This window comes from Lysobacter sp. TAB13, from assembly GCF_052113885.1.
Lineage (GTDB): Bacteria > Pseudomonadota > Gammaproteobacteria > Xanthomonadales > Xanthomonadaceae > Lysobacter > Lysobacter gummosus.
Map to the genome: position 1 here is coordinate 436,372 of NZ_JBFRDR010000001.1, position 26,278 is coordinate 462,649.

General features: G+C 66.6%; 19 protein-coding genes. 4 read left to right on the forward strand and 15 right to left on the reverse strand.

The features are described 5' to 3' along the window. Window positions 1-165 precede the first annotated feature (165 nt). Window positions 166-2,031: a DUF3413 domain-containing protein gene (locus tag AB4Y92_RS01560; RefSeq protein ID WP_441818037.1), complete on the forward strand. Its 1,866-nt coding sequence runs from the start codon at window positions 166-168 to the stop codon at window positions 2,029-2,031. A 1,263-nt stretch (window positions 2,032-3,294) separates the two neighbouring features. Here the strand turns inward: AB4Y92_RS01560 and glmM are convergent. The 11 genes from glmM to prmB form a co-directional block, all read right to left on the reverse strand. Continuing rightward, complete coding sequence (glmM, locus tag AB4Y92_RS01565; protein ID WP_057942699.1) at window positions 3,295-4,635, reverse strand: phosphoglucosamine mutase; 1,341 nt, start codon at window positions 4,633-4,635, stop codon at window positions 3,295-3,297. 276 nt (window positions 4,636-4,911) lie between these two features. Then, the gene (gene accD / locus AB4Y92_RS01570) at window positions 4,912-5,799 is read right to left on the reverse strand and encodes an acetyl-CoA carboxylase, carboxyltransferase subunit beta (protein ID WP_215060964.1); all 888 of its coding nucleotides are present in this window, start codon (window positions 5,797-5,799) and stop codon (window positions 4,912-4,914) included. A gap of 159 nt (window positions 5,800-5,958) precedes the next feature. Then, complete coding sequence (trpA, locus tag AB4Y92_RS01575) at window positions 5,959-6,765, reverse strand: tryptophan synthase subunit alpha (RefSeq protein ID WP_441818038.1); 807 nt, start codon at window positions 6,763-6,765, stop codon at window positions 5,959-5,961. 134 nt (window positions 6,766-6,899) lie between these two features. Continuing rightward, window positions 6,900-8,141: a tryptophan synthase subunit beta gene (trpB, locus tag AB4Y92_RS01580; protein WP_057942696.1), complete on the reverse strand. Its 1,242-nt coding sequence runs from the start codon at window positions 8,139-8,141 to the stop codon at window positions 6,900-6,902. Between the two features lie 316 nt (window positions 8,142-8,457). Beyond that, window positions 8,458-9,120, reverse strand: coding sequence for a phosphoribosylanthranilate isomerase (locus AB4Y92_RS01585; RefSeq protein WP_057942695.1), 663 nt, complete (start codon window positions 9,118-9,120; stop codon window positions 8,458-8,460). Continuing rightward, window positions 9,117-9,959, reverse strand: coding sequence for a tRNA pseudouridine(38-40) synthase TruA (gene truA / locus AB4Y92_RS01590; protein WP_441818039.1), 843 nt, complete (start codon window positions 9,957-9,959; stop codon window positions 9,117-9,119). Before truA ends, AB4Y92_RS01585 begins: the two co-directional genes overlap by 4 nt. A gap of 38 nt (window positions 9,960-9,997) precedes the next feature. Next, window positions 9,998-12,043, reverse strand: a complete 2,046-nt coding sequence (locus AB4Y92_RS01595; RefSeq protein ID WP_441818040.1) for a FimV/HubP family polar landmark protein — start codon at window positions 12,041-12,043, stop codon at window positions 9,998-10,000. A gap of 396 nt (window positions 12,044-12,439) precedes the next feature. Beyond that, window positions 12,440-13,462, reverse strand: coding sequence for an aspartate-semialdehyde dehydrogenase (locus tag AB4Y92_RS01600; protein ID WP_057942692.1), 1,023 nt, complete (start codon window positions 13,460-13,462; stop codon window positions 12,440-12,442). A 253-nt stretch (window positions 13,463-13,715) separates the two neighbouring features. Continuing rightward, entirely contained in the window at window positions 13,716-14,729 is a 1,014-nt protein-coding gene (locus AB4Y92_RS01605; RefSeq protein WP_441818041.1) for a 2-hydroxyacid dehydrogenase, read from the reverse strand. Then, complete coding sequence (gene aroC, locus AB4Y92_RS01610; RefSeq protein WP_441818042.1) at window positions 14,722-15,837, reverse strand: chorismate synthase; 1,116 nt, start codon at window positions 15,835-15,837, stop codon at window positions 14,722-14,724. The genes AB4Y92_RS01605 and aroC overlap by 8 nt, the downstream gene beginning before the upstream one ends. Before the next feature lie 582 nt (window positions 15,838-16,419). Continuing rightward, window positions 16,420-17,349, reverse strand: a complete 930-nt coding sequence (gene prmB / locus AB4Y92_RS01615) for a 50S ribosomal protein L3 N(5)-glutamine methyltransferase (RefSeq protein WP_441818043.1) — start codon at window positions 17,347-17,349, stop codon at window positions 16,420-16,422. A gap of 286 nt (window positions 17,350-17,635) precedes the next feature. On the opposite strand from prmB, the gene AB4Y92_RS01620 reads away from it, so the two are divergent. Genes AB4Y92_RS01620 through AB4Y92_RS01630 form a run of 3 tightly spaced genes read left to right on the forward strand, consistent with a single transcriptional unit; the run spans window position 17,636 to window position 20,192 of the window. After that, window positions 17,636-18,280 carry an SCO family protein gene (locus AB4Y92_RS01620; protein ID WP_057942688.1) on the forward strand — a complete coding sequence of 215 codons (645 nt, stop codon included), beginning with the start codon at window positions 17,636-17,638 and terminating at the stop codon, window positions 18,278-18,280. After that, window positions 18,277-19,125, forward strand: coding sequence for an archaetidylserine decarboxylase (asd, locus tag AB4Y92_RS01625; protein WP_441818044.1), 849 nt, complete (start codon window positions 18,277-18,279; stop codon window positions 19,123-19,125). The genes AB4Y92_RS01620 and asd overlap by 4 nt, the downstream gene beginning before the upstream one ends. Window positions 19,126-19,154: 29 nt before the next feature. Next, window positions 19,155-20,192: a hypothetical protein gene (locus tag AB4Y92_RS01630; RefSeq protein WP_441818045.1), complete on the forward strand. Its 1,038-nt coding sequence runs from the start codon at window positions 19,155-19,157 to the stop codon at window positions 20,190-20,192. 28 nt (window positions 20,193-20,220) lie between these two features. Here AB4Y92_RS01630 and AB4Y92_RS01635 read toward each other — a convergent pair whose 3' ends face one another. The 4 genes from AB4Y92_RS01635 to AB4Y92_RS01650 all read right to left on the reverse strand — a co-directional run bounded on the left by AB4Y92_RS01635 (window position 20,221) and on the right by AB4Y92_RS01650 (window position 24,910). Further along, window positions 20,221-21,936, reverse strand: a complete 1,716-nt coding sequence (locus AB4Y92_RS01635; protein WP_441818046.1) for an XVIPCD domain-containing protein — start codon at window positions 21,934-21,936, stop codon at window positions 20,221-20,223. A gap of 41 nt (window positions 21,937-21,977) precedes the next feature. Then, window positions 21,978-22,397 carry a hypothetical protein gene (locus AB4Y92_RS01640; protein ID WP_441818047.1) on the reverse strand — a complete coding sequence of 140 codons (420 nt, stop codon included), beginning with the start codon at window positions 22,395-22,397 and terminating at the stop codon, window positions 21,978-21,980. 154 nt (window positions 22,398-22,551) lie between these two features. Then, on the reverse strand, window positions 22,552-23,223 hold the full coding sequence (locus AB4Y92_RS01645) for a lysoplasmalogenase (protein ID WP_441818048.1): 672 nt from the start codon (window positions 23,221-23,223) through the stop codon (window positions 22,552-22,554). An 82-nt stretch (window positions 23,224-23,305) separates the two neighbouring features. Continuing rightward, a complete protein-coding gene (locus AB4Y92_RS01650) occupies window positions 23,306-24,910 on the reverse strand; it encodes a transglycosylase SLT domain-containing protein (RefSeq protein ID WP_441818049.1) in 1,605 nt (534 codons plus the stop codon). Window positions 24,911-26,278 lie beyond the last annotated feature (1,368 nt).

Sequence of the window (26,278 nt, forward strand, 5' to 3'; positions counted from 1 at the left end):
CGGTTTCGTCCCGCCGGGCAGCCCAGGCTGAACGGCCGGCCCATGGGCTGCATGCCCGATCGGCCGGCCCGTCTTCCGGCGGTGTCTTGCGGCATTGTTCCAGGCTAAAGTCGCGCCCCCGACTCCGGTGTCGCACGCCGGTCGCACCACCGCTGCCGAGAACCCATGCGCATGGAAGACCTCGCCGCCCGCCCAGCCTTTCCGGCACGCCGTGCCCTGGCTTGGCTGACCGGCTTCATCCTGAGCAACGCCGCGCTGGCCATCGGCATCGCCTCGCTCAACATCCCCTTCGCCCATCTGGCCGAACACTGGAAGGCGGCGTTCTTCCTGACCCTGGCGCTGCCGGGGCATTTCGTCTTCTTCGGCGCCCTGCTCGGGCTGCTGCCGCTGCTGTTGGGCTGGATCAGCCGGCGGCTGAGCTGGATGACGGTGTCGGCGGTGGTCTTGCAGGCGGTGTGGCTATGCCTGCTGGTCACCGACGCGAAGGTGTTCGCCCTGTACCGCTTCCACCTCAATGCGATGGTCGCCAACATGGTGTTCGGCGGCGCCATGCAGGACCAGGTGGTGTTCTCCGGCACGGTGTGGGGCTTGATCGCGCTGGCGGTGGCCAGCGTGCTGGCGGTGGAGATCGCCCTGGCCTGGCTGTGGTGGCGCGCGCTGAACCGGCGCCCGGGCCTGGTCAAGATCCTCAAGGCCTGGTGGATCGCGCTGGCGGTGATGCTGTTCGGCCAGGCGATGGTGGCCTACTACGACGCCCGCGGCGATCGCGCGATCATGTCGCAGCTGCCGTACATCCCGTGGGCGCAGCCGATCACCTTGAAGGATTCGCTGCAGCGCTTCGGGGTCAAGAGCGATCCCTCGGCGAGCCTGCCCGGCGTCGGCCAGGGCCTGCTGAACTATCCGCGCCGCGCGCTGGACTGCGAGGCCGCGCCCAAGCTCAACGTGGTGGTGATCCTGCTCGAATCGCTGCGCCACGACGTCATGACCGAGCAGGTCATGCCCAACACCTGGCGTTATGCCCAGCAGTCGCAGGTGTTCGAAGATCACTACAGCTCCGGCAACGCCACCCGCTTCGGCGTGTTCGGGCTGCTGTACGGCCTGCCCGGCGGCTATTGGCATCCGATGCTGGCCGAACAGCGCGGCTCGGCGTTCATCGGCCAGATGAAGAAAGACGGCTACGCCATGCATATCTATGGCAGCGCGCCGCTGTACAACCCCGAATTCGATCGCACCGCGTTTTCCGAGGTGCGCGAGCAACTGGTCAACGGCCCGCGCGAGCGCAAGAGCGCCGAGCGCGATCAGGCCATCTTGCAGGACCTGCAGCGCGACATCGCCGCCACGCCGGCCGACAAGCGTTTCTTCGGGTTCGTGTTCATGGATTCGACCCATCAGCCTTACTACATGCCCAAGGGCTATCCGCCGCTGTTCCAGCCGATGGCCAAGTCGATCAATCCGCTGGAATTCAGCCAGGACCACGATCCGCTGCCGGACTTCAACCGCTATCGCACCTCCGCGCATTACAGCGATTCGCTGATCGGAAAATTCCTGACCGCGCTGCAGGCCAGCGTGTTCGCGGACAACACCGTGGTGCTGATCACCGGCGATCACGGCGAAGAGTTCAACGATCTCAAGCAGAACTATTGGGGTCACAACGGCAATTTCTCCGACTATCAATTGCACACGCCGTTCGTGCTGCATTGGCCGGGCAAGCCGGCGCAGAAGATCGCCAACACCACTTCGCACGAGGATTTCGTGCCGACGGTGATGAAGCACGCCCTGGGCTGCCGCAACGACATCGCCGACTACAGCACCGGCCGCGATCTGTTCGGGCCGGGGCAAGCGGATCGGCCGCTGTTGGTGGAGAGCTGGTCGCAGCGCGGCATTCGTCAGGGCGACCGGATTTATCTGTTCGACAACTACGGTGCGGCGACGGTGGTGGATCGCAATTACCAGCCCTTGCCCGATGCCAAGGTCGATCCGGCGGCGGTGAGTCAGTCGTGGGAAATGTTGACGCGGTTTCAGCAGCGTTGATTTGCCCGAGCGCTTGAGCACGTCAATTCGCCCCCTTTGAAAAAGGGGGCTGGCGCTTGCGGACTATTGCTTCTTGCTGATGCGTGCGCGCCGGGGGATTTGCTTTTGCCGCGTGGCGATCCGATCGCAAAGCAACCCGCTAGCCCAGGTTCCGCTCCCGTCACCTCGCCACCGCTGTTGCTGTGGCTCTAGCCGTTGCTGACGCAGTTGCTTTGCTCTAGCCCGGCGCAGCTACTAACTCGCGAGACCAAAGGACACCCGAAGGGCGGCGCACATGGACGTGCGCCGGGTCCCACCTTGGGCAGGATGCCCAATGTGGGACCTGCCTGCGCAGGCATCGCACTCGTGGCTTTTGACTCGAAACAGCCAAAGCGTTTTCTTTGGTTACTTTCTTTGTCGCTTTGGACAAAGAAAGTGACCCGCCGCTCCATGGCGGAAGCTTTAGGCGTTTGATCTTGCTCTCGCTTGAGGCTTCCGCTTTTTGCTCGTCATTCCCGCGAACGCGGGAATCCAGGGCCTTTCGTGCGAGAACGTTTGAAGTCTCTGGATTCCCGCCTTCGCGGGAATGACGATAGGAGGGAGTGCGCAGATCTGGCTGTTTCGATCAGTAATCGCTAGGTTCCTTAGAAGCTTCAAGCAAGATCAAGCGCTACAAGCAAGATCAAACGCTAAACGCTTCCGCCATAGAGCGGCGGGTCACTTTCTTTGTCCAAAGCCACAAAGAAAGTAACCAAAGAAAGGGCTTTGGGCTGTTTCGAGTCAAAAGCCACGAGTACGGTGCTTGCGCGGGCAGGTGCCACATTGGGCATCCTGCCCAAGGTGGCACCCGGCGCACGTCCATGTGCGCCGCCCTTCGGGTGTCTCTGGTCTCGCGAGTTAGTAGCTGCGCCGGGCCAGAGCTAAGCCAAAGCCGGAGCCAGAGCCAAAGGCGAACGCTCGAATCGGGATGGCGCATACGGCGACAGCACCCCGCGTCGAGATCACCCGAAAAGCGCACAGCCACGTCAATTCGCCCCCTTTGAAAAAGGGGGCTGGCGCTTGCGGGCGTGTGTTTCTTGCTGATGCACGGGCGCCGGGGGATTTGCTTTTGCTTTGGCTGCTCGGCGATCTGAGCGTAAAAGCAAATCCCCCCTCGCCCCCCTTTTTCAAAGGGGGGAACTTTGACGCGATGGGCTTGAGGGATCCGCGCTCGAATGAGGGTCTGGGAAACGACGAAGTCCGCTTTCGCAGCCTTCGTCTGTTCCATCGCAAACAACCCCGCGATCACACCGCCGCGCGTACCGCCGCGGACAAGGCGTCGAGGGTGTTCTGCATCAAGGTCGCATCGTCGGCTTCTACTGTCACGCGCACCACGGGCTCCGTGCCGGAGGGGCGCAGGAACGCGCGGCCGTGGCCGGCTACCGCGGCTTCGGCCTGCTTCAGCGCGGCTTTGACCGACTCAGCTTCGGTTGGCTTCGACTGCCCCTCGAACCGCACGTTGACGGTCTTCTGCGGCACCCGGTTCAAACCCTCCAGCGCCTGGCGCAGCGACAAGCCGCGCCGGCCCAGCACTTCCAGCACCTGCAAGGCGCTGACGATGCCGTCGCCGGTGCTGGTGCGGTCCAGGCACAGCAGATGGCCCGAAGCCTCGCCGCCGAGCACGCCGCCGTGCGCGATCAGTTGCTGATGCACGTAACGGTCGCCGACCTTGGCGCGGATGAAGCCGATGCCGCGCTGCTCCAGCGCGCGCTCCAGACCGTAGTTGGTCATCAACGTACCGACCACCGGGCCCTGCAGGCGGCCGCTTTGCTGCCAGTCGTTGGCCAGGATGTAGAGCAGATCGTCGCCGTCGCAGATCGCGCCTTCGTTATCGACGAACAACACGCGGTCGCCGTCGCCGTCGAAGGCGATGCCGACATCGGCGCCGGTGGTGAGGACGCGCTCGACCAAAGTCTGCGGATGGGTCGAGCCGACCCCGTCGTTGATGTTGAGGCCGCTGGGGTCCACGCCGATCGCATCGACGCGCGCGCCCAGTTCGCGCAGCACCAGCGGGCCGACCTGATAGGTCGCGCCGTTGGCGCAATCCATGGCGATGCGCATGCCGCTGAGATCGAAACCGCGCGACACCGAGCCCTTGCACGCTTCCAGATAACGGCCGATGGCGTCGCGGGTGCGGATCGCCCGGCCCAGGCGCTCGGATTCGACGGTGCGGAAAGGTTCTTCCAGCGCCGCCTCGATCGCCAGTTCGGTCTCGTCGTCGAGCTTTTCGCCCTCGGCCGAAAAGAACTTGATGCCGTTGTCGTAGTGCGGGTTGTGCGAGGCCGAGATCACAATGCCGCCGTCGGCGCGCAGCGAACGGGTGAGGTGGGCGACGGCCGGGGTCGGCATCGGTCCCATCAGTTGCACGTCCACGCCGGCGGCGACCAGGCCGGCTTCCAGCGCGGCTTCGAACATGTAGTTCGAGATGCGCGTGTCCTTGCCGATGATCACCATCGGGTTGCGCCAGCCGCGACGGGTCAGCGCGTGGCCGTAGGCGTTGCCCAGGCGCAGGACGAAATCGGCGGAAATCGCGCCTTCGCCTACGCGTCCGCGGATGCCGTCGGTACCGAAATATTTACGAGTCATGTGTTTGGTTCGGGAATAGGGAATCGGGAATGGGGAATCGAAGCCATGCGGCGTGGTGCGGCATCACTGCCGCCGGGGGACCGCCGCAGCAGGAGTTTGCCGCAAGCCATCGGTGCTACACCGCCGCGCGGCTGAACGAGACGGCATAGCGCTTCCGAGTTCACAGTTCCCTGCGGGAATGGGGAATGGGGAATCGGAAAAGCCAAAACATGCGCGATGCGGCTTTTGCTTTTCCGATTCCCCATTCCCCATTCCCGATTCCCATCGAAGCCACCGTCAGGCGGCCTCGACGTCGTCCTCCGGCTGCGGCTGTTTCATCATCATCGCCAGCAGATGGGAGAGGCGGTCGCGCATTTCGCGGCGATCGCAGATCTGATCGACCGCGCCGTGCTCGACCAGGAATTCGCTGCGCTGGAAACCTTCCGGCAGCTTCTCGCGCACGGTCTGCTCGATCACGCGCGGACCGGCGAAGCCGATCAAGGCTTCGGGCTCGGCCATGTTGATGTCGCCCAGCATCGCGAACGACGCCGACACGCCGCCGGTGGTCGGATGGGTCATCACCGAGATGTACGGCAGCCCCGCCGCGCGCAGGCGGCCGAGCGCGGCCGAGGTCTTGGCCATCTGCATCAGCGAGAACAGGCTTTCCTGCATGCGCGCGCCGCCGCTGGCGGAGAAGCACACGAACGGGCTGCCGATCTGCAGCGCGGTTTCCGCGCCCAGGGCGAAGCGCTCGCCGACCACCGAGCCCATCGAGCCGCCCATGAAGGCGAAATCGAACGAGGCCGCGACCAGCGGGCGCTGCTTCATGGTGCCGCGCATGGCGATCAGCGCGTCGCGCTCGCCGGTGGCTTTCTGCGCGGCCTTGATGCGCTCGGAATACTTTTTCTGATCCTTGAACTTGAGCACGTCGACCGGGCCCAGTTCGGCGCCGATCTCGACCGTGCTGCCCGGGTCGAACAAGGCGTTCAGGCGCACCCGGCCGCGGATCGCCATGTGGAAGCTGCACTTCGGGCAGACCTCGAGGTTTTCCTCGAGCTCGGGACGGTAGAGCACGGCGCCGCAGCGGTCGCACTTCTCCCACAGGCCTTCGGGGACGCTGCGCCGCTTGGCCGCGACCGTCTCGGTGCGGATGCCCGACGGCATGAGTTTCTTAAGCCACGACATGCGTTGAAATCTTCCTGTTCTGGCTGGCTGAGGGTGGATCGGTCATGGAGCGGCGGCGCATCGCCGGCACCGGCCTGACTTCAGAAGTCTAGCGCAGCGGCCCGGGCGCTCTGCCGCCGGCTGTTCAGGCTTGCCCGCCGGGGGCGGGGCCGCGGCGGTTCAGCCCGCCGCGTCCAGCGCCTGGCGCAACGGCGCCAGGAAGCCGCGCGCGGCCTGCGCGGCGGCGTCCGCCGTGCCGGCCTGCGCCAGCACTTCGACCAGCGCGCTGCCGACCACGACACCTTCGGCCTCGCGCGCCATGGTCGCGGCGCTGGCGGCGTCCTTGATGCCGAAACCGGCCACCACCGGCACCTTGGCGCGCTGGCGGATACGGTGCAGGCGATCGTTGGCGGCGCCGGTGTCGAGCCGGTCGGCGCCGGTCACGCCGGCGAAGCTGACGTAGTACAGATAGCCCTGGGCGTCGTCGCACAGCAGCGCGATGCGTTCCTCGGTGGTGGTCGGCGAGGCCAGCAGGATCAGCGCCAGCCCGGCGGCGACGAAAGCCGCACGCAGTTCGGCGGCTTCTTCCGGCGGCAGATCGACCAGCAGCACGCCGTCCACGCCGGCGGCGACGGCGTCGCCGGCGAAGCGCGTGGCGCCGCGGATTTCGATGGGATTGAGATAGCCCATCAGCACCACCGGCGTATCGGCGTCGCGGCCGCGGAATTCGCGCACCGCATCGAGCACCCAGCCCAGCCCGGCGCCGCGCGCGATCGCGCGTTCGGAGCTGCGCTGGATGGTCGGGCCGTCGGCCATCGGATCGGAGAACGGCACCCCGAGTTCGATCACGTCGGCGCCGGCTTCGACCAGCGCATGCATGACCGGCACGGTCGCCTCCAGCGAGGGATCGCCGGCGGTAAGGAACGGAATCAGCGCCTTGCGGCCGGCCGATTGCAGCGATTGGAACTTGGCGTCGATTCGGTTCATTAGGCGAGCAATGAGTTCAGAAGAGTGAGGAGTGAGTCAAAGCCAAAACCGAGCAGCACGACGGATGAGATCTGGCAAAGGCAGCACGTTGCCGCCCTTACTCACTCCTCACTCCTACGCACTCGTTCCTCGCTTCAAAAGTGCAAGCCTTCGCGACCGGCGATGGTATGCACGTCCTTGTCGCCGCGACCGGACAGGTTGCACAACACCACCTGGTCCTTCGGCATCGTCCGCGCCAGCTTCACCGCCTGGGCGATGGCATGGCTGGACTCGAGCGCGGCCAGGATGCCTTCGGTGCGCGCCAGCGTGCGGAAGGCTTCGAGCGCTTCTTCGTCGGTGACGCCGACGTATTCGGCGCGGCCGGTGTCTTTCAGGAACGCGTGCTCGGGGCCGACGCCGGGGTAATCCAGGCCGGCGGAGACCGAATGGGTTTCGATGATCTGGCCGTCGTCGTCGCACAGCACGTAGGTGCGGTTGCCGTGCAGCACGCCGGGGCGTCCGGCGGCGAGCGAGGCGGCGTGGCGGCCGGTCTCGATGCCGTCGCCGGCCGCTTCAGCGCCGACGATGCGCACCGAGGGATCGTTCAAGAACGCATGGAACAGGCCGATGGCGTTGCTGCCGCCGCCGACGCAGGCGGTGATCGCATCGGGCAGGCGGCCGTACTCGGCCAGCATCTGCGCCCTCGCCTCGCGCCCGACCACGGCGTTGAAGTCGCGGACCATGCGCGGATACGGATCGGGACCGGCGACGGTGCCGATGATGTAGAAGGTGTCGCGCACGTTGGTGACCCAGTCGCGCATCGCCTCGTTGAGCGCGTCCTTGAGCGTCTGCGAACCGCTGGTGACCGGCACCACGGTCGCGCCGAGCAACTTCATGCGGTAGACGTTGATCTTCTGCCGCTCGATGTCGGTCGCGCCCATGTAGACCACGCATTCCAGGCCCAGGCGCGCGGCCACGGTGGCGCTGGCGACGCCGTGCTGGCCGGCGCCGGTCTCGGCGATGATGCGGGTCTTGCCCATGCGGCTGGCCAGCAGGGCCTGGCCGATGGTGTTGTTGATCTTGTGCGCGCCGGTGTGGTTGAGGTCTTCGCGCTTGAGCAGGATCTGCGCGCCGCCGACTTCGTCGCTGAGGCGCTGGGCGTGATAGATCGGGCTCGGGCGGCCGACGTAATGGGCCAGGTCGCGTTCGAATTCGGCGATGAAGGCCGGATCCACGCGGGCGGCGTCGTAGGCGCGGGCCAGCTCCTCGATCGGCGCGATCAGGGTCTCGGCGACGAAGCGTCCGCCGTAGCGGCCGAAATGGCCGGAGGCGTCCGGGTAGGCGTGGAAATCGATTGGCGGGACGACGGCGGGTTGGGCGATCGGTTCGGCGGACATCGGCTGGGCGTCGTTGCGAGGGGCGTCGCGCGCTGCGCGGCGGAACGCAGAGTTTAGGGCATCACGGCGGCGACCGTACGCATCGGGGTATGGCGGAATGGGGTGCGCGGTTTTGTTGTGATCGGGTGGGGAAAAGCGAATCCCCCCTAGCCCCCCTTTTTCAAAGGGGGGAACGGCTGCGCGGCGATCGTGGGGTATCGCACCGAAGCGAGCATGCACGAATGCCGCCGCTCTCACCCGGAGAATTCCCCTCTTTGAAAAAGGGGGGCCAGGGGGGATTTGCTCTTACCGGCAAGCGCCGCTCAACCCAACCCCTTCAATCGACGTGACAATCCGCCCGCCGCACTTCCTCGACGAAATGCCGCATCTTGTCGCCGTCCTTCAGCCCCGGCGCGCTCTCGATGCCGCTGGACACGTCCACGCCCCAAGGCAAGGTCGCCTGGATCGCCTCGAACACGTTGTCCGGGGTGATGCCGCCGGCCAGCACGAACGGCTTTTGCACGCCCACCGGAATGCGCTTCCAGTCGAAGGTCTTGCCGCTGCCGCCGCTGCCGCCGCGGGCGTGGCTGTCGAACAGGAAACCGGCCGCGCCGGGATAGCGCATGTGCAGCGCCGAGGGATGCTGGTCGGCCAACTCGCCGCCCATCGGGATCGCTTTCAAATAAGGCACGCCGAAACCGCGACAGAACGCGTCGTCCTCGTTGCCGTGGAACTGCAGCAGGCTGGGCCGGACCTGGCGCACGACTTCGCGCACCTCATCGACCGGGTTGTCGCTGAACAAGGCCACCGCATCGACCAGCGGCGCCAGGGCCTGGCGCATCGCCCGGGCTTCCTCGGCCGCGACCCGGCGCGAACTGCCCGAGGCGAACACGAAGCCGATCGCGTCCGCGCCCAGCTCGCAAGCCAGGCGCACGTCGCCGGGACGGGTGAAACCGCAGAATTTGATGCGGGTGCGGAACAAAGTGCGGGGCGGATTCAAAGGCTGACCTCGGCAGGCAACTGACACTCGACTGGATAACGCGGCCCCACGAACACCAGACCCGCCGACGGTGCGGTGGGACCGGCGACGGTACGGTCGCGCCCGGCCAGCAACTCGGCGATCCACCCTTCGGGCTGATCGCCGCGGCCGACCAGCAGCAAGCTTCCGACAATGTTGCGCACCATGTGGTGAAGAAACGCGTTGGCCTGGACTTCCATCTCGACGATGTCGCCGTCCCGGCGGATGCCGATGTGCTGCAGATCGCGGCGCGCGTGCGGCGCCTGGCAGTGGACGGTGCGGAACGCGGAGAAGTCGTGTTCGCCCAGCAGCGCCTGAGCGGCGCGGTGCATAGCGTCGGCGTCGAGCGGGCGCCTCTCCCAACTCAGGTATTGCCGCTGCAGGGCCGGACGCACCGAGCGGTTGAGGATGCGGTAACGGTAGCGCCGCGCCCGCGCCGAGAAGCGGGCGTGGAAATCGGCCGCGACCGGCACGCACCAGCGTACGCATACCGACGCCGGCAAGCGCGAGGTGGTGCCCAGCACCCAGCCGCGCGGTTCGCGCTCGACATGGGTGTCGAAATGCACGACCTGGCACGAGGCGTGGACGCCGGCATCGGTGCGGCCGGCGCAGGTCACTTCGACCCGGCTGCCGGCGACGAAGCTCAGCGCGTCTTCCAAGGTGGTCTGCACGGTCGATTCGCCGCGCAGGTCCGGCTCGCCCGGACGCACCAGGCGCTGCCAGCCGGAGTACTCGCCGCCGTCGTATTCCACGCCCAGCGCGAAGCGACGCACCGGCACGGCGCCGTCGTTCGCGATGGGATCGCGTTGCTCTACCGCCATGAGTCAGCCGTCCTGCGAGTTCGCCGCACCGATGCGCTTTAGCTGGAGGCTTCCAGCTCGCGCAGCAGACGCGCGGCCTGTTGGCGCGCGGCGTGGTCGCCGTTGATCAGCACCTCGCCGAGCAACTGGCGCGCGCTGCTTTCATCGCCCAGGTCCAGGTAGGCGCGGGCCAGCTCGATGCGTTCCTGGCCCGGGGCCGAACTGGCCTGGGCGGTTACCGCCGCACGCGCGTCGGCCGCGGCCGGCTCGGCCACGGCGGCCTGCACCGGAACCGGGATCGCGGCGGGCGGAGCCGCGACGGGCGCGGCGACCGTGGACGCGGCGGGCGCGGCACGGCGCGCCGGCCCGCTGCCGACCTCGGCCGAATGCCAGGTCGGCGCGGTCGCACGCGATTTCTGTTCGGCCGCCGGCGCGGTCCAGAACGGCGCCGCCAAAGGTTCGTCCTGCGCGTCGGGCGCAGGCTTGGATTCGGGTTCGGCAAGCAACTGCGCGACCGGATCGATCAACGCCGGCGCGACCTCGGGCCGGCGGCGCAGCGATTCGACCGGGTCCTGGACCGGGTCGCGGTCGCCGTAGGACGCCGCGCTGTCCGGGCCCGGCGCGCGGAACGCCGGCCGCTTGGGCTCACGCCGGCTCAGCACCCAGCCGCCGACCAGCAGCGCCAGCACGCCCAGGCCGCCGAAGATCCATGGCATCGGCGAACCGCCGTCGGCGCGCGCCTGCTGCTCGGACAGATGCTGCTGCGTCGCCGCCAGCTCGCTGTCCTTGAGCGCGATCAGCTTCTGCTGATCCTTCTGCAACTTCTCCAGCTCGGCGACCTTGCTCTTGAGTTCGCTGAGTTCCTGATCGCGCGCGGCGATGGTCTCGTTGGCCTGCTGCATTTCTTGTCGCACCATCTCGCCCTCGCCTCCGGCACTGATGCCGGATTGAGCCCCGGCCTGGGTCGCGCGACTGGCGCCCGGCGGAACGATTTCCAAACGCGCGTCGCTGCTGCGGCCCGAGCCGTCGCGCAGCGCCGGAGCCACCGGCGCCTTGGCGACGCGGTCGGCCTCCAGCGCGATCGGCTGCGGCACCGCCGGACTGGCCACGCCCTGGCGCCACTGCTGGATCTGCACGCGCACCAGTTCGCTGGCTTCGCGCGCGTCGATCGCGGTCAATTGATTGCTCGGCGGCTGGCGCAGCACCGCGCCGGCCCGCAGGCGGTTGATGTTGCCGCCGATGAAGGCCTCAGGATTGGCCCGCAGCAGCGCGATCATCGTCTGGTTGAGCGTGTGCTCGCCGGCCATGCCCGCAGCGATGCCCGACAAGGTCTGGCCACGTTCGACGGTGATGTCGCCCTCGGCGGCGGCAACCGGCGCGGCGGCTTGCGCACGCGGCTGGCGCGGCGCGCGCGGGATGCTGCCGGTGTTGGACGGCGCGCGCGGACGCGGCGCGGGCTCGGCGGTGAGCACGTCGGGCTCGGGCGCCGGCTCGGGCTGGACCGCGATCGCGTCGGGCGGATACGCCGACGGCGCCGGCACCGCGCTGCCCGGATCGTAGCGATCGAGTTCGTTGTCCACCGACAGCGGATCGGTCGCCTGCGGCTGCGCGCCGAACGGCAGCGGCGCCTCCAGCGGACGTTCGATGGTGTTCGGCGCGGCGCCCTTGGGCGCCTGGATCGGCGGCTGCATCGGCGCCGACACCGTGCGCGGCGCGTCGAGCAGGGCCGAGTATTCGCGGGTCAAGCGGCCCTGGCCCCAATCGACTTCGATCAGGAAGGTCAGCAGCGGCTGGTTGACCGGCAGCGAGCTGGTCACGCGGATCACCGGCTTGCCGGCGCTGTCCAGCGCGAGGGTGAAGCGCAGGTCGGTGACGATGCCCTGCGGCGCTTCCAGGCCGATGCGCTGGAAGGTTTCCGGCGAGGCCAGGCCCGCGCGCAACTGCGCCAGTTCGTCCGGACCGCTGGAGATCACCGGGATCTCGGCCAGCAGCGGCTGGCCGGAGCGCGATTTGACCTCGATCTGTCCCAGACCCAGCGCACAGGCAGCTCCGCTGGCCAAAGCCAGCGCCAGAGCCAAGGCGGTGCGTGCGAAACCTGATCTCACGGACGATCCCATTGCCAACGTCAGGCGGCGACTCTAGCGGTCGGGAGTAGTTATGCGCAACGCGAAGTGAAGTTTTCGTTGCGGTCGGATGGGTGTCATCGGGTATGGATGACGGAATCGATGGGGTTTGCGCTTGAAAGCCTGCCGCTGGAACGGCTCTCAGCCCAAGGCGTCTGGCCCCGAGATTTTTGTGGGAGGGGCTTCAGCCCCGATGCTTTTCGATCAGCACCGGTAAGCCGGCAGCACCGGACCGAAAAGCATCGGGGCTGAAGCCCCTCCCACAAAAGACCTTGAGGCCGCCGATCCGCCCTGTCCGCCCCGCCCCGGCCGCGCAAAGAAGATCGGGCCCCGCGGGGCCCGATCGATACCTCTATATAGCCGTCAAGCGCCGCGCGATCAGCGCTCGTTCCAGACCAGCTCCGCCAGCTGCACGGCATTGGTCGCCGCGCCCTTGCGGATGTTGTCCGACACCACCCACAGCGACAGCCCGCGCGGGTGCGAGATGTCCTCGCGGATGCGGCCGACGAAAACGGGATCCTGTCCCGAAGCGTGCGTGACCGGCGTCGGATATCCGCCATTGACCGGCTCATCCACCACTTCCACGCCCGGCGCGGTTTCCAGCAGCGCGCGCGCGTCGGCCGCCGACAGCTTGTCGCGGGTTTCGATGTGCACCGCCTCGGAGTGGCCGTAGAACACCGGCACCCGCACCACCGTCGCGTTCACGCCGATGCTGTCGTCGCCGAGGATCTTGCGCGTCTCCCAGACCAGCTTCATCTCTTCGGTGGTGTAGCCGTTATCGGTGAAGTCGCCGCCGTGCGGGATCACGTTGAAGGCGATCTGCACCGGATAGACCTCGGCCTTGGCCTGCTGGAAGTTCAGCAGCGCCGCGGTCTGCTTGCCCAGTTCCTCCAGCGCGCGGCGGCCGGTGCCGGACACCGACTGGTAGGTCGCCACGTTGATGCGCTCGATCTTGGCCTTGCGGTGGATCGGCGCCAGCGCGACCAGCATCTGCATGGTCGAGCAGTTCGGATTGGCGATGATGCCGCGCGGACGGTTCCTGGCCGCTTCCGGATTGACCTCGCTGACCACCAGCGGCACGTCGTCGTCGTAGCGGAAGGCCGAGGAGTTGTCGATCACCACCACGCCGGCGGCGGCGAACTTGGGCGCGTATTCCTTCGACACCGAGCCGCCGGCCGAGAACAGCGCGATGTCCACGCCGCTCGGATCGAATTTCGCCAGATCCTCGACCACGATGGTTTTGCCGCCGAACTCGAGTTTCTCTCCCGCCGAGCGTTCGCTCGCCAACACATGCAGCCGGCCGATCGGAAATTTGCGCTCGGCCAGCACCTTCAGCATGGTTTCACCGACCGCGCCGGTAGCACCGACCACGGCGACATTGCAGGACGTCTTGGCGTTCATCTGTTCTCAGTTACCTGACTTGTGGGGACCGCCGGACCCATTTCCGGCGGGTGTTGCGTGAAAACTGCGGCCCGGCTTCGGTCGTTGATGCCTCGACTTAAACCAGTTGCTGCGACAGCCGCGAGGTCTTTTGTGGGAGGGGCTTCAGCCCCGATGTTTTTCGGTCAGTTGCAGTGGATTCCTGAGGTCTGACCGAAAAGCATCGGGGCTGAAGCCCCTCCCACAAAAGCCTCCACAACGACCTCGTAGCGGCTCATGCTCCGCTCCGCTTCGTTACAGCCACCTGATCGGCATTCAACGGCGACGGCGGACGTCCCGCATCGGGCCCATAACCCAGGGCCGCGATCAGATTGTCCACCGCCAGCGACACCATCGCCCGGCGCGTGGCCAGGCTGCCGCTGGCGATATGCGGGGTCAGCACCACCCGGCGCTGTTGCAGCAAGCGCGGGTTGAGCTTGGGCTCGCCTTCAAAGACATCCAGACCGGCCGCCGCCAACCGCCCCTGCTCCAGGGCGTCGCACAGCGCGTCTTCGTCGATGATGCCGCCGCGCGCGATATTGGTGATCGTGGCATGCGGCTGCATCTTCGCCAGCGCCGCCGCGTCGATGAGGTGATGCGACTGCGGCGAATACGGCAGCACCAGGATCAGATGATCGGCGCGGCCCAGCAGATCGTCGAAACCGACATAGCTCGCCGCGCATTCGCGCTCCACCGCCTCGGGCAGGCGGCTGCGGTTGTGATACAGCGTGCGCATGCCGAACCCGGTCGCGCGCCGCGCGATGGCCTGGCCGATCCGGCCCATGCCGAGGATGCCGAGCGTGGCGCCGTGCACGTCGCCGCCGAGCAGCGAATCGAAACTCCAGCGCTGCCAGTGGCCTTCGCGCAACCAGCGCTCGGCCTCGCCGATCCGGCGCGCGGTCGCCATCATCAGCGCCCAGCCGAAATCGGCGGTGGTTTCGGTCAGCACGTCGGGCGTGTTGCTGGCGAGGATGCCGGCCGCGCTCAGCACCGGCAGGTCGAGATTGTTGTAACCCACGCCGACGTTGGCGATCGCGCGCAATTTGGCGGCGCCGGCGATCTGCGCCGCGCCGATCGGATCGTTGAGCGTGACCAGGGCGCCGTCGGCCTCGCGCAAGGCGGCGTTCGCCGCCTCGGGCGAATGCTGGGTCACCGCCGCGGTGGCGCTGACCTCGAAATACTCCGCCAGCCGCCCGACGATGTCGTCGAACAACGGCTGCGACACCCATACGCGCGGCCGCTCAGACATCGCCGTCGAATTCCGGCGCGGCGGGAATGCGCGGGGTCACCGTGCCGACATCGCCGCACTGGGCGCGATGGCGCAGCGCCTGGTCGATCAGCACCAGCGCGACCATCGCCTCGCAGATCGGCGTGGCGCGGATGCCGACGCAGGGATCGTGGCGGCCGGTGGTGACCACCTCGACCTCGTTGCCGTGGATGTCCACGCTGCGGCCCGGCAGGCGCAGGCTGGAAGTCGGCTTGAACGCGGTCGAGCAACGCAGCTGCTGGCCGGTGCTGATGCCGCCGAGGATGCCGCCGGCGTGATTGCTGGCGAAGCCGGCGCGCGACAGTTCGTCGCGATGCTCGCTGCCCTTTTGCGCGACCGCGGCGAAACCGTCGCCGATTTCCACGCCCTTGACCGCGTTGATGCTCATCAGCGCGGCGGCGAGTTCGCCGTCGAGCTTGCCGTAGATCGGCTCGCCCCAGCCCGGCGGCACGTTGTCGGCGACCACGTCCACGCGCGCGCCGACCGAATCGCCGGACTTGCGCAGCGCGTCCATGTAGGTTTCCAGCTCGCTCACCTGGGCGGCGTCGGGCCAGAAGAACGGGTTGCCCTCCACCACCGACAAGTCGTAGCCGTTCGGCACGACCTCGCCGATCTGCGACATGAAACCGCGCACGACCACGCCGTAACGTTCGGCCAGCCACTTCTTGGCGATCACCCCGGCGGCCACGCGCATCGTGGTCTCGCGCGCCGACGAACGTCCGCCGCCGCGCGGATCGCGCAGGCCGTACTTCTGCCAGTAGCTGTAATCGGCGTGGCCGGGGCGGAACTGCTCGGCGATGGCGCCGTAATCCTTGCTGCGCGCGTCGGTGTTGCGGATCAGCAGCGCGATCGGGGTGCCGGTGGTCAGGCCCTGATAGACGCCACTGAGGATTTCGATGTCGTCGGCCTCGCGCCGCGCCGAGGTGTGGCGGGTCTTGCCGGTGGCGCGGCGGTCGAGATCGTGGCGGAAATCTTCCGGCGCGATCGCCAATCCGGGCGGGCAGCCATCGACCACGCAGCCGATCGCCGGGCCGTGGCTTTCGCCGAAGGTGGTCACGGTGAAGAGGGTTCCGAAGCTGTTGCTGGCCACTGCGGGGTTCCTGGTGCGTGCCGGTGTTCCGGCGTGTGGGGCGAAGGCGATGATCGGTGTTGCCGGTGTGCTGCCGATGAAGTGCGCGGCGGCTTGAGCCGCGCGTGCCGCTTCGATGGTATGACGCGGCGTTCGCGGGCGGAAATGAGCAAATGGCGCAGGCTCAGAACCTTTGCCGGTGCGGGCGGTTGGCGGCGGCCCTCACCCCGGCCCTCTGCCGCAGGCGGGAGAGGGAGAAGGCGGTTTCGCGCGCGTTCGCGATCGCGCCTGGCCGTACCGCTCCCTCTCCCGCTTGCCGGAGAGGGCTGGGGTGAGGGCCAGCGCGCAAGCAAAACACCGATCCGGTCCACGATAGCCGACCCGGCCGGTTTCCGCTGTAACGAAGGCGCACGCGCGGCCGCGACGGATCCGGACGATCCGCGGCTTCCGATGGGTGCAGGACGCCGCGGCGCGCTTACCACTTGCTGCGGGTAAGTTCCGGCGGGCTTGGCGCCGTGTACGCGGCGCCGGGGAATCGGCGCTGCGCGCGGCACTGCGAAGAACGGGATTCCGCCTTCGCTACCGGCCGCCGACGCGCGTGACTCAGGCTCGCGCGTCGGCGAGCCGTTTGATTTCGTCGTGGTGTTCGACCAGATCGTGGCGCTCGACCACGAAGATGCCCATCTGGCCGACCTTGAATTCGACCCAGGCCAACGGCAGTTGCGGCAGCAGTTCGACCAGCGCGCGCTCGGCTTCGCCGACTTCGCAGATCAGCAGGCCTTCCTCGCTCAGATGCTCCGGCGCGTCGCGCAGGATCTTCAGCGCCAGGTCCAGGCCGTCGTCGCCGGCGCGCAGGCCCAGTTCGGGTTCGAAGGAATATTCCTTCGGCAACGCGTCGGTTTCGTCGTTGGTGACGTAAGGCGGGTTGGTCACGATCAGATCGAAGACCTCGCCCTGCAGGCCCTGGAACAGGTCGGACTTGCGCAGCTCGACGTTGTCCGCGTGCAGGCGCGCCTTGTTCTCGGCCGCCAGCGACAGGGCCTCGTCGTTGATGTCCGCACCGATCACTTCCCAATCCGGGTGGTAATGCGCGGTGGCGATGGCGATGCAGCCCGAACCGGTGCACAGGTCCAGCGCGCGCCCGACTTCGCGGCCGCCGAGCCAGGGCTCGAAGCCCGATTCGATCAACTCCGCGATCGGCGAACGCGGCACCAGGGCGCGGCGGTCGCTCTTGAAGCTCAGGCCGGCAAACCAGGCTTCGCCGGTCAGGTAGGCGGCCGGAATGCGCTCGGCGACGCGGCGTTCGAACAGCGCCAGGATCGCGTCCTTTTCCTCGCTGGTGACCTTGCCCTGGCCGTAGACCGGGCTGAGGTCGTGCGGCAGATGCAGCGCGTGCAGGACCAGTTGGGTCGCCTCGTCCAGCGCGTTGTCGTAACTGTGTCCGAAGGTCAGCCCGGCCGCGTTGAAGCGGCTGGCGCCGTAGCGGATCAGGTCGACGAGGGTCAGCGGTTCGAAGGAAACGGGAGCGGGCACGGCGGGTCCGAGGGCGAAACAAGGGGCGCAGTATAGCCGCAGAGGTGAATTGGGGGTTTGGGGAAGAGCAAATCCCCCCTGCCCCCCTTTTTCAAAGGGGGGAATCCTTCGGGTTGGGGACGTTGAGTTCGGGTGGGGCGCGGCTGCGGCCGCCTCGCATCCCAAAGGATGACTCCCCCCTTTGAAAAAGGGGGGCCGGGGGGGATTCGCTTTTGCCTTTATGCCCTAAGCCCAGCACCACCCGCCGCGCCCGGTATCATGCCCCGGCGCAACAACCGGAACCGACATGTTCAATCGCACCACCGCCATCGTCCTCATCGCCGCGCTCGCCGCCGCGCTCGGCCTGTGGGCCTCGCAGAAATACTTCGGCCAGGCCCGCCGCTCGAATCTGCCGCAGACCGAAGCGGTGCGCCTGTTCGACCCGCCGCGCACCCTGCCCGCCTATTCGCTGCGCCAGTCCGACGGCACCCAGCTGATTCCCGGCGAGCTCAAGGGCCACTGGACCCTGGTCTTCCTCGGCTTCACCCACTGCCCCGACGTGTGCCCGACCACGCTGGCGCAGATGTCGGTGGCGCAGAAGTCCTGGGAGTCGATCGCCGAAGCCAGCCGCCCGCGCGTGCTGTTCGTGTCGGTCGATCCCGAGCGCGATACGCCGGACAAGATCGGCGAGTACGCGCACGGCTTCCACAAGGACACCCTGGCCGCCACCGCCGACGTGCCGGCGCTGGAAGCCTTCGCCAAGTCGCTGAGCATGGTCTTCGCCAAGGTGCCCGCGCCCGACGGCGCGCCGGCCGACCAATACACGATGGACCACAGCGCCAGCATGGCCGTGCTCGATCCGCAGGGCCGCATGGCCGGCCTGCTGCGTCCGCCGTTCGACCCGAACGTGATCGCCAAGGACATGAAGGCGCTGACGGAGGCCGCTCCGTGAGCCTCGTCACCACCCTGACCTACGCCCTGCCGCACCGTTTCATGTCGTCGCTGGCGCGCGCGCTGGCGTACTCGGACGATCCGCGCGTCAGCCGCTGGCTGATCGACACGGTCACGGAAAAGTTCGGCGTGAATCTGGCCGAGGCGGCCAATCCCGATCCGCGTTCGTACGCCACCTTCAACGCCTTCTTCACCCGCGCGCTCAAGCCCGGCGCGCGCGTCGCCGATCCGGACCCGCGCGCGCTGCTGATGCCGGCCGACGGCCGCATCAGCCAATGCGGGCCGATCCGCGCCGGCGACATCTTCCAGGCCAAGGGCCAGTCGTTCACCGCGACCGAACTGCTCGGCGGCGATGCCGCCGCGGCCGCGCCGTTCAACGACGGCGTGTTCGCCACCGTGTACCTGTCGCCGAAGGACTATCACCGCGTGCACATGCCCTGGGCCGGAACGCTGCGCGAAACCGTGCACGTACCGGGCCGTCTCTTCAGCGTCGGCCCGGACGCGGTGCGCAACGTGCCGCGTTTGTTCGCGCGCAACGAGCGCCTGGTCTGCCACTTCGATACCGAATTCGGGCCGATGGCGATGGTGATGGTCGGCGCGCTGCTGGTCTCGGGCGTGGAAACGGTCTGGAGCGGCGTGGAGATTCCGCGCTACGCCGACGCGGTCACCACCAAGGACTATCGCGGCAAGGGCATCAAGCTCGACCGCTTCGCCGAGATGGCGCGCTTCAACTACGGCTCGACCGTGATCGTGCTGCTGCCGCCGGGTGTGGCTACGCTGGACGCGGGCTTGAGCGCCGAGACCGCGGTGCGGCTGGGACAGGCACTGGCACGGCGCGGCGCCTGACCGCGCCTCATCACCCACGGAGGGGAATCATGCGAATCCTGTTACGCCCGGCGCTGCGCCGGGCGCTGTCGCTGGCCGTGCTGGCCATCGTGCTCAGCGGTTGCGGCGACAAGAGCGAAACCGAGCAACTGACCGACTTGCGCGACGGTCTGGCCTACACGAACTACCGGCGCGTGTCCGAGAACGGCATGCCCACCGCCATCGCCGCGTATCGCAAGGGCGCTCAGTGGAGCGGCCAAACGCCGCCGGTGGAGTTCAGTGAGGCCGACACCTGCGTCATGCATGTGCTGCTGGCCTACGGCGCCCTGATCGCCGACAAGAGCACCATCGCCCTGGCCGAAAGCGACATCGTCGAGGCCGGCGATTGCGCGCCGTTCGACCGCGTCGCCGCCAATTCATTGCGTTCGGTCGTCTTCCGCCGGCAGGAGTGGCCGCAACTGGCGCAGGCCGAAAGCGACAAAGCCTGGGCCGCGCCCAAGCAAGCCGGCCAGGACAAGGCGCCGGCCGAACAGGTGATGATCCTGCACCTCACCCTGGCCTATCTGGCGGTCAGCGAACAACGCTGGGATCGCGCGCAACTGCATATCGACGCGCTCGCGCAATTGCTAAGGCAACCGTGGATGAGCGACCTGCCGCGCGCCGGCATCGCCTTCAAGGAAGGCCGCACCGGCGACGGCCTGGTCGCGCTCAAGCACATGAGCCAGGACCCGACCGCACCGCCGGAAGTGCGCGCGGAACTGGCGAGTTTCATCGCCAAGATCGAAGCCAAGGGCGGCGATGTCGATTCCTTCGCCTTCATGCCGCGCCTGGTCGCGGTGCTGACCTGGGAAGCGATCAAGCAAGAAGGCCCGGACGTGCTGAAGACCACCGCACGTTTCGCCGAGCAGCAGGCCTGGAAGCCTTTGAACGATTCGGTGAGCAACGGCGCCGGCAAAGCGCGCGAAGTGGCGGGAAGCTGGTGGAGCAAGGCGCGCGAGGCGGTGATGCCGGCGGAGGCGTTGCCGAAGGCTGAGCCGGCGCAGGACAAACCGGCTGAAGCCGAGCGGCGGGCGGCGGGCTCGAAGTAAGTGCGAGTTGCGGCGATAGGTTAACCGCTCAAGGACCGCCTCGAACCGGAGATGCCTGCGCTTGCTGCTGGGCTTGCGATTCGCGTTGCTGCGCGGCTTGCTGCTCGTTCAGATCGGCAAACCGCTGCTGCGATTCCTGCACAGGAGTACCGACTGCCTGAGCGGTCGGCATATAGGCGCGCAAACCGGCCGGATCCCCAGGATCGCCTTGCGTCACAAATACGTTCTGCCCGGCCATGGCGGTCCCGCTAGCCTGGCTCAAGAACACCCCATCGATGCGGGAAAAATTATTCTCCCGGGCCAGACACGCCAAGCTCTGGCTCATGCATTCGCTGAACTGGTCCGGAGTTCGACCCAGCTGCACGTCCAATCGGGCTACCGCCGCACGTGCTTGTTCCTGTAGGGGATATTCGTAGGCGGCTCGATCCGGCACTGCGCCTTGCACCGGAGCCGTTGGCGCCGAGGTAGCCGGGCCGTTGGGTGCGGACGCATCCGGCGCCTGCGGCGCGGCGATCGGGATACCCGGGTCCGGCGTGGTGCGCAACGGCGGCGCTTGCGGATCCACATGCAGCAACCGCTGCGGTGGTTGACCATCACGAACGATGTCCAGGTCTGTGGTTCCGTCGCGATTGCGAGTGCGCGTCAGATCGTTACGGTCTACTTCGGCCCAAGCGCCACCGATATTGGAATGACCGCTGCCGTCGCGATTCCAGACCACAAAATCGTTACCTGATGCATACAGACCAGCAGTTGCCCGGCCCTGCCCCTCCGGGCGTGGGCGCCCATAGGCGTAACTGCCGCCTTGATCCAAGGCCTGGATGAGCTGCGGAGCTTCGTTCTTCTGCAGAAACAGATTTTTGACCGTGCCGTATTCGGCAGGTAGTTGCGGTCGGGCCGCATCCTGTCCAGTCTGACTGGGATTGATCAGAGGATTGGCGACCACATCCTGCCAAGTCTGATGCAGGGGGCTGCGCGAATCGGCATTACGCAATCCGATAAGCACCTCGGCGCCTTGCAACGTCGCGTCGCGGCCGGTTTCCATGTAATCGCGGTCACCACTGGTTCGCGGTAACAGACGATCGATCGCGCCGCTGACATCGGCCACGTTATTAAGCGTGCCGTTGTCCATGTCGCGCAATAACCTGGGCGTCCAATTGTCGCCGCTCTGGTTCTGCACCTTTGTGACCATGGCGGTCAACCGCACCTGATCGTCGGCGCTGGCGTTACGGTAGGCCGCCGTCTGGGCGATTCGAGGCATGATGCCGCCGACCAACTCATCGACCTGGGCAACGTCGCGGGTGTGGATATACGTCACGCCTGCATCGGAACGCAGAAACTCGTTGAGATTGGCTTCGACACCCGCATCCATCGGGCGGCCGCCCTGCGTCGTGATCGTGTTCCCGTTGCGACTGAGGTCGGCGATGGTCTGGGTACGTTGAGCCGCTGTCAGTGTCCGCTCGGGTTGCTGCAATCGCGCCCAATCCTGATAAGCATCGACCAGGGACGGCACCACTTCCGGATGCTGTCCCAAATCGGTCTGCAGGGTTCCGATCGAATAACCACTGTTGCCTACCGGCGTCATTACACCGTTACGGGTGTTGCCGGCAAAGGACAGGTGATTGGACACATCGCGTCCGGCAATACTGCCTTCCGAGCCCACGCCGATGGCGAAGTAAGCGATGGCGCGACGCTCGTCGTCGGTCATCACACGCGGCGGGGCGGCGGCTGGTGCTGGCTGATTCATCGTCTGGCTTCCCTGCAACAAAAAATCATGAACTATGGGACTCAGCGCTCCGGCGCTACGTCGTCCTTGGGCTCTTCCTCATCGCACTGATTGTCGGCCGGCACCTGCTTGCCTGCCTTGGCCTGCTGCAACACCAGATAAGGTGAGTAGCTGTCGCCGCTCTTTCGATACCAATGCAAGGCCGTGCCCTTGCGAACCGCATAGCCGCCGATCTGATCGAAATCGCTGCAAGGCTGGTCGGAGGTCTGAGTACAAAAACGCAGCATCAACCGGTCGCCCTGCACTTCGCCGCGCAGTTGCCCGTTGTCGCCGCGCACACGGGTGCCGTCATCCCAGCTACCGGTGTACGACTTCCCCGTGCTGCGTAGTTCGAGATTGGCCGAGTGGTTCCAGCCGCAGGTCTGCCGATAGCCCCACTGCCCGGCGAAATTCGGCGTACCTGCGGTTGCGCAGGCGCTCAATACAACCACCAAGGGCACGAAAAAAATGGCGTGACTACGTCCTGTTGCCATAACGTTGATCCTGAGGAATTGCGTGCAACTGATTTACCACGTGATTGGACACGAGTAAATCAGACTGAGTGCATGCCTAAGGTTCAGGTCGAATAGTTGTGACCTAGCTCAGCCGCCTCACCGACAAGCCGATCAACGTCTGCGCAATCCAATACGTCGCCAGCACCACCAGCGACGCCGCGCCGAACGGCGCGGCGAAACGGTCGATCGCCAGCGTGGCGTCGGAGGCGACGAAGAACGCTCCGCCCAACGCGGCCAATGCGGTCGCCGGCACCGGCCAGCGACGCCATACCACCGCCGCTTGCGCCGCCATCGTCGCGAGTACGACAACGTAGACGATCACCGGAACACGCAGCGCGCCGGGCAGATGCGGCCACAGGATCGCCAGCACGCCGGCGGCGAGCGCGGCGTAGGCCAGCGAGGGCCACATGACCGCGAACAATCGCGCGCGTCCGCACAAGCCCGCCAGATACGCCAGATGCGCGCACAGGAACGAGCCCAGGCCGAACACGAACCAATCCCCGGGCAGCATCAGGAACACGTCGCCGCAGGTCGAAAGCAGCAGGCCGATCAGGATCGCGCGGCGATAACCGGGCTCGGCGTCGCCGCCGTGGCGCCAGACCATCACCGCGATCAGCAGCGTGGTAAATGGTTTGAACAGGTAATGCAGCCACGGCGCGAAGTAGGCGCCGGCGATGGCGAGGATCGCGCACAGCGCGATCGCGCCGATCCAGACGCGCGGCGCGGATGCCGGGGCTTGCGTGTTCGCCGTCATGCATCCTCGCTCGTGCGGTCTGTGTCAGCGGCGAACCGGCCGGTTCGCCGTACTTCGATGCGCGTGGGCGACTTCGCCCCGATCAGTCGCCGCAACCGTTCAACTTGATCCGCTGCCCCGGCTTGACCACATAACGCGGCGCCTTGATGCCGTTGGCCTTGCCCAGCTGCTTGGTATCACAGGAGAACTTGCGCGCCACGTCGGTCAGGGTTTCGCCGCGCTGGACCTTGTAATCGCGCGGAACCGCGCGCTTCTTCGGCTCGGGTTTGACCGCGGCGGGCTTGCCGGTGGCGACCGTCGTCGGCACGCCGGTGGCGACGGTGACCGGCACCGTGCCGTCTTCGCCCGTGCCTTCCATCGGCACCACGGTCAGCGGGCCGGTGCGCACGATCGCGCTGTTGGGATCGCTCATGATCAGCGTGTGCGCCAGTTCCGCGCGCTTGCCCTGCACGCACCAGCGGTTGTACAGGCTGACCATCTTGGTGGTGGCGTTGAGGGTGGTGCCGGCGGACAGATAGCTGTCGGCCTGATAGCGCGGGTTGAGGTTGCGCAGCGCGCGCATGTAGCCGTCGCGGCTGCCGCTGCTGCCCATGCAGATGGTCAGCTCGTAGATCGAGCTGGCTTTGCTCAGGCGCAGCGTCGCCGGCTTGTTGTCCACCTTGGGGAAACGCAGGCCGTATTCGCGCGGATGCAGGAACAGCCAGGCCGCGGCGATCACCATCGGCACGTAGTCGCGGGTTTCGGCCGGGAACTGGTTATAGACCGACTCGTCCCAGAAATTGCGCCCGCCGCTGGCATTGTTGATGCGCAGCGCGCGGCCTTCGCCGCCGTTGTAGGCGGCCAGCGACATTTCGATGCTGTTGTTGAGCTGGCCCAGGCGTTCGTTGAGGTATTCCGCGGCGGCCTGCGACGAAGAACGCGCGTCGTAACGGGTATCGAAACCGGTGCCGTCGTCGCCCAGGCCGAAACGCTTGCCGGTGGCGAACATGAACTGCAGCGGGCCGGCCGCGCCGGCGCGCGAGGTCGCGTGCACGCGGCCGTTGGATTCCTTCGCCATGATGCCGAACAGCAGCGCTTCGGGCAGGCCTTCGCGCTCGAACGACGGCCACATCATCGAACGCATGTACTGATAGTTGTCGTAGCTCTGCATCAGCGGGCCGCGCAGATCGGTCAGCCAGCGCTTGATGCCGGCCTGCACGGCCGGGTTGTACTGCACCATCTTGACGAAACGCTGGCCGTCGTCGCTGAGCAGCGCGGCGGCGCGCGCGGCTTCGGGCACGTCGGCGGCGAGCCCGTCGCTGTCGAGCTGGCCGCCGTCGTCGGCGTCTTCATCGCTGACCGCCGAGGCGTCGGCGCTGGCCTTGAGCAGGCGCTTGTAGCCGGCCAGCATGGTGCTGACCTGGCAGCCCTTCTGCTTGAGGCAGGCGGCGATCACGTCCTCCATGTCCTCCAGCGCGGCGTCGCTGTCCTGGCGTCCGGTCGGATCGGCGTTGCGGATCTTGACCAGGGCCGACTGGTAACGGGTTTCGGCCGATTGCAGGCGTTGGGTCAGGGCATCGACCGCGGCCTGCTCCTTCTTGGACACGGCGGCGGCTGGCGAGGACAGGCTGCACAGTGCGAGGGCGACGGCGAGCGGCGCGAACGCGCCCCTGATACCGATGAAAACGGGGCGTGAGTAAGCGGGCATGAGGCGTGCGGGTGTTCCTTTTCGCGGGGGGCCAGGGTAACGGCGGGGTTCGGGGTGGGCAAGGACCTTGATCCGTCTTGGTTTTTCCCGGTTTGGCTGGGTTAGGCCGAACGGCCGCGGGCTGCCGCTCTTTCGCCGTCATGGCGGTGCCGGGCCGGAGCCGTTTTTCCATTGCGGTTGCGGTTGCGGTTGCGGTTGCGGTTGCGGTTGCCAAGATTTTGATCCGGCCCTGGCTCCAGGCTTTGCTCTGCCTCTGAGCTTTGGCTTTGGTTGGGCCTTGGCTGGGCGCCGCTTGTTACTCGCGAGATCAGGGACACCCGGAGGGCGGCGCACATGGACGTGCGCCGGGTGCCACCTTGGGCAGGATGCCCAATGTGGCACCTGCCTGCGCAGGCATCGCACTCGTGGCTTTTGACTCGAAACAGCCAATGCGTTTTCTTTGGTTACTTTCTTTGTCGCTTTGGACAAAGAAAGTGACCCGCCGCTTTATGGCGGAAGCGTTTAGCGTTTGATCTTGCTTGTTGCGTTTGATCTTGCTTGGGGCTTCTAAGGCTTCTTAAGGAACCTGCAGTCCCTGATCGAAACAACCAGCCCCCCGCATTCCTTCCTACCGTCATTCCCGCGAACGCGGGAATCCAGTGCCTTTCGTGCGAGAACGCTTGAAGTCGCTGGATTCCCGCTTTCGCGGGAATGACGGCCTGGAAGGATTGCGCTGAAGTCGCTGGATTCCCGCGTTCGCGGGAATGACGGCAGGAGGGAATGCGCAGGCTTGATTGTTTCGATCAGGGACGTTGGGTTCGTAGCAGCTTCAAACCGGATCAAATGCTTCTAAAGCAAGATCAAACGCCTAAAGAAAAATCAAACGCCAAACGCTTCCGCCATGGAGCGGCGGGTCACTTTCTTTGTCCAAAGCCACAAAGAAAGTAACCAAAGAAAGGGCTTTGGCTGTTTCGAATCAAAAGCCACGAGTGCGGTGCCTGCGCGGGCAGGTCCCGCAGTGGGCATCCTGCCCACGGCGGGACCCGGCGCACGTCCATGTGCGCCGCCCTCCGGGTGTCCCTGGTCTCGCGAGTTACTAGCGGCGCCAAGCCACGACCAAGCAATAACAACGGCTAAGGCAACAACAATTGCAAAAGAAGCAGCCACAGCACACGGCAGCAGCCACGGGCACGGCCACAGCGACAGCGACAGCGACAGCGACAGCAAGGGCAACGGTCATGGCAACAGCCACAGTAAATTCGACCGCAAAGGTCAAAATAAAATAAGTTTCGGCCTGCGCCGCAATTCCATCGAAGATCACCCCAGGAACACCACCACAGGCACCAAGCCGATCAGCCGCCCCACCCGCGCTGAGACGACGGTTCACGA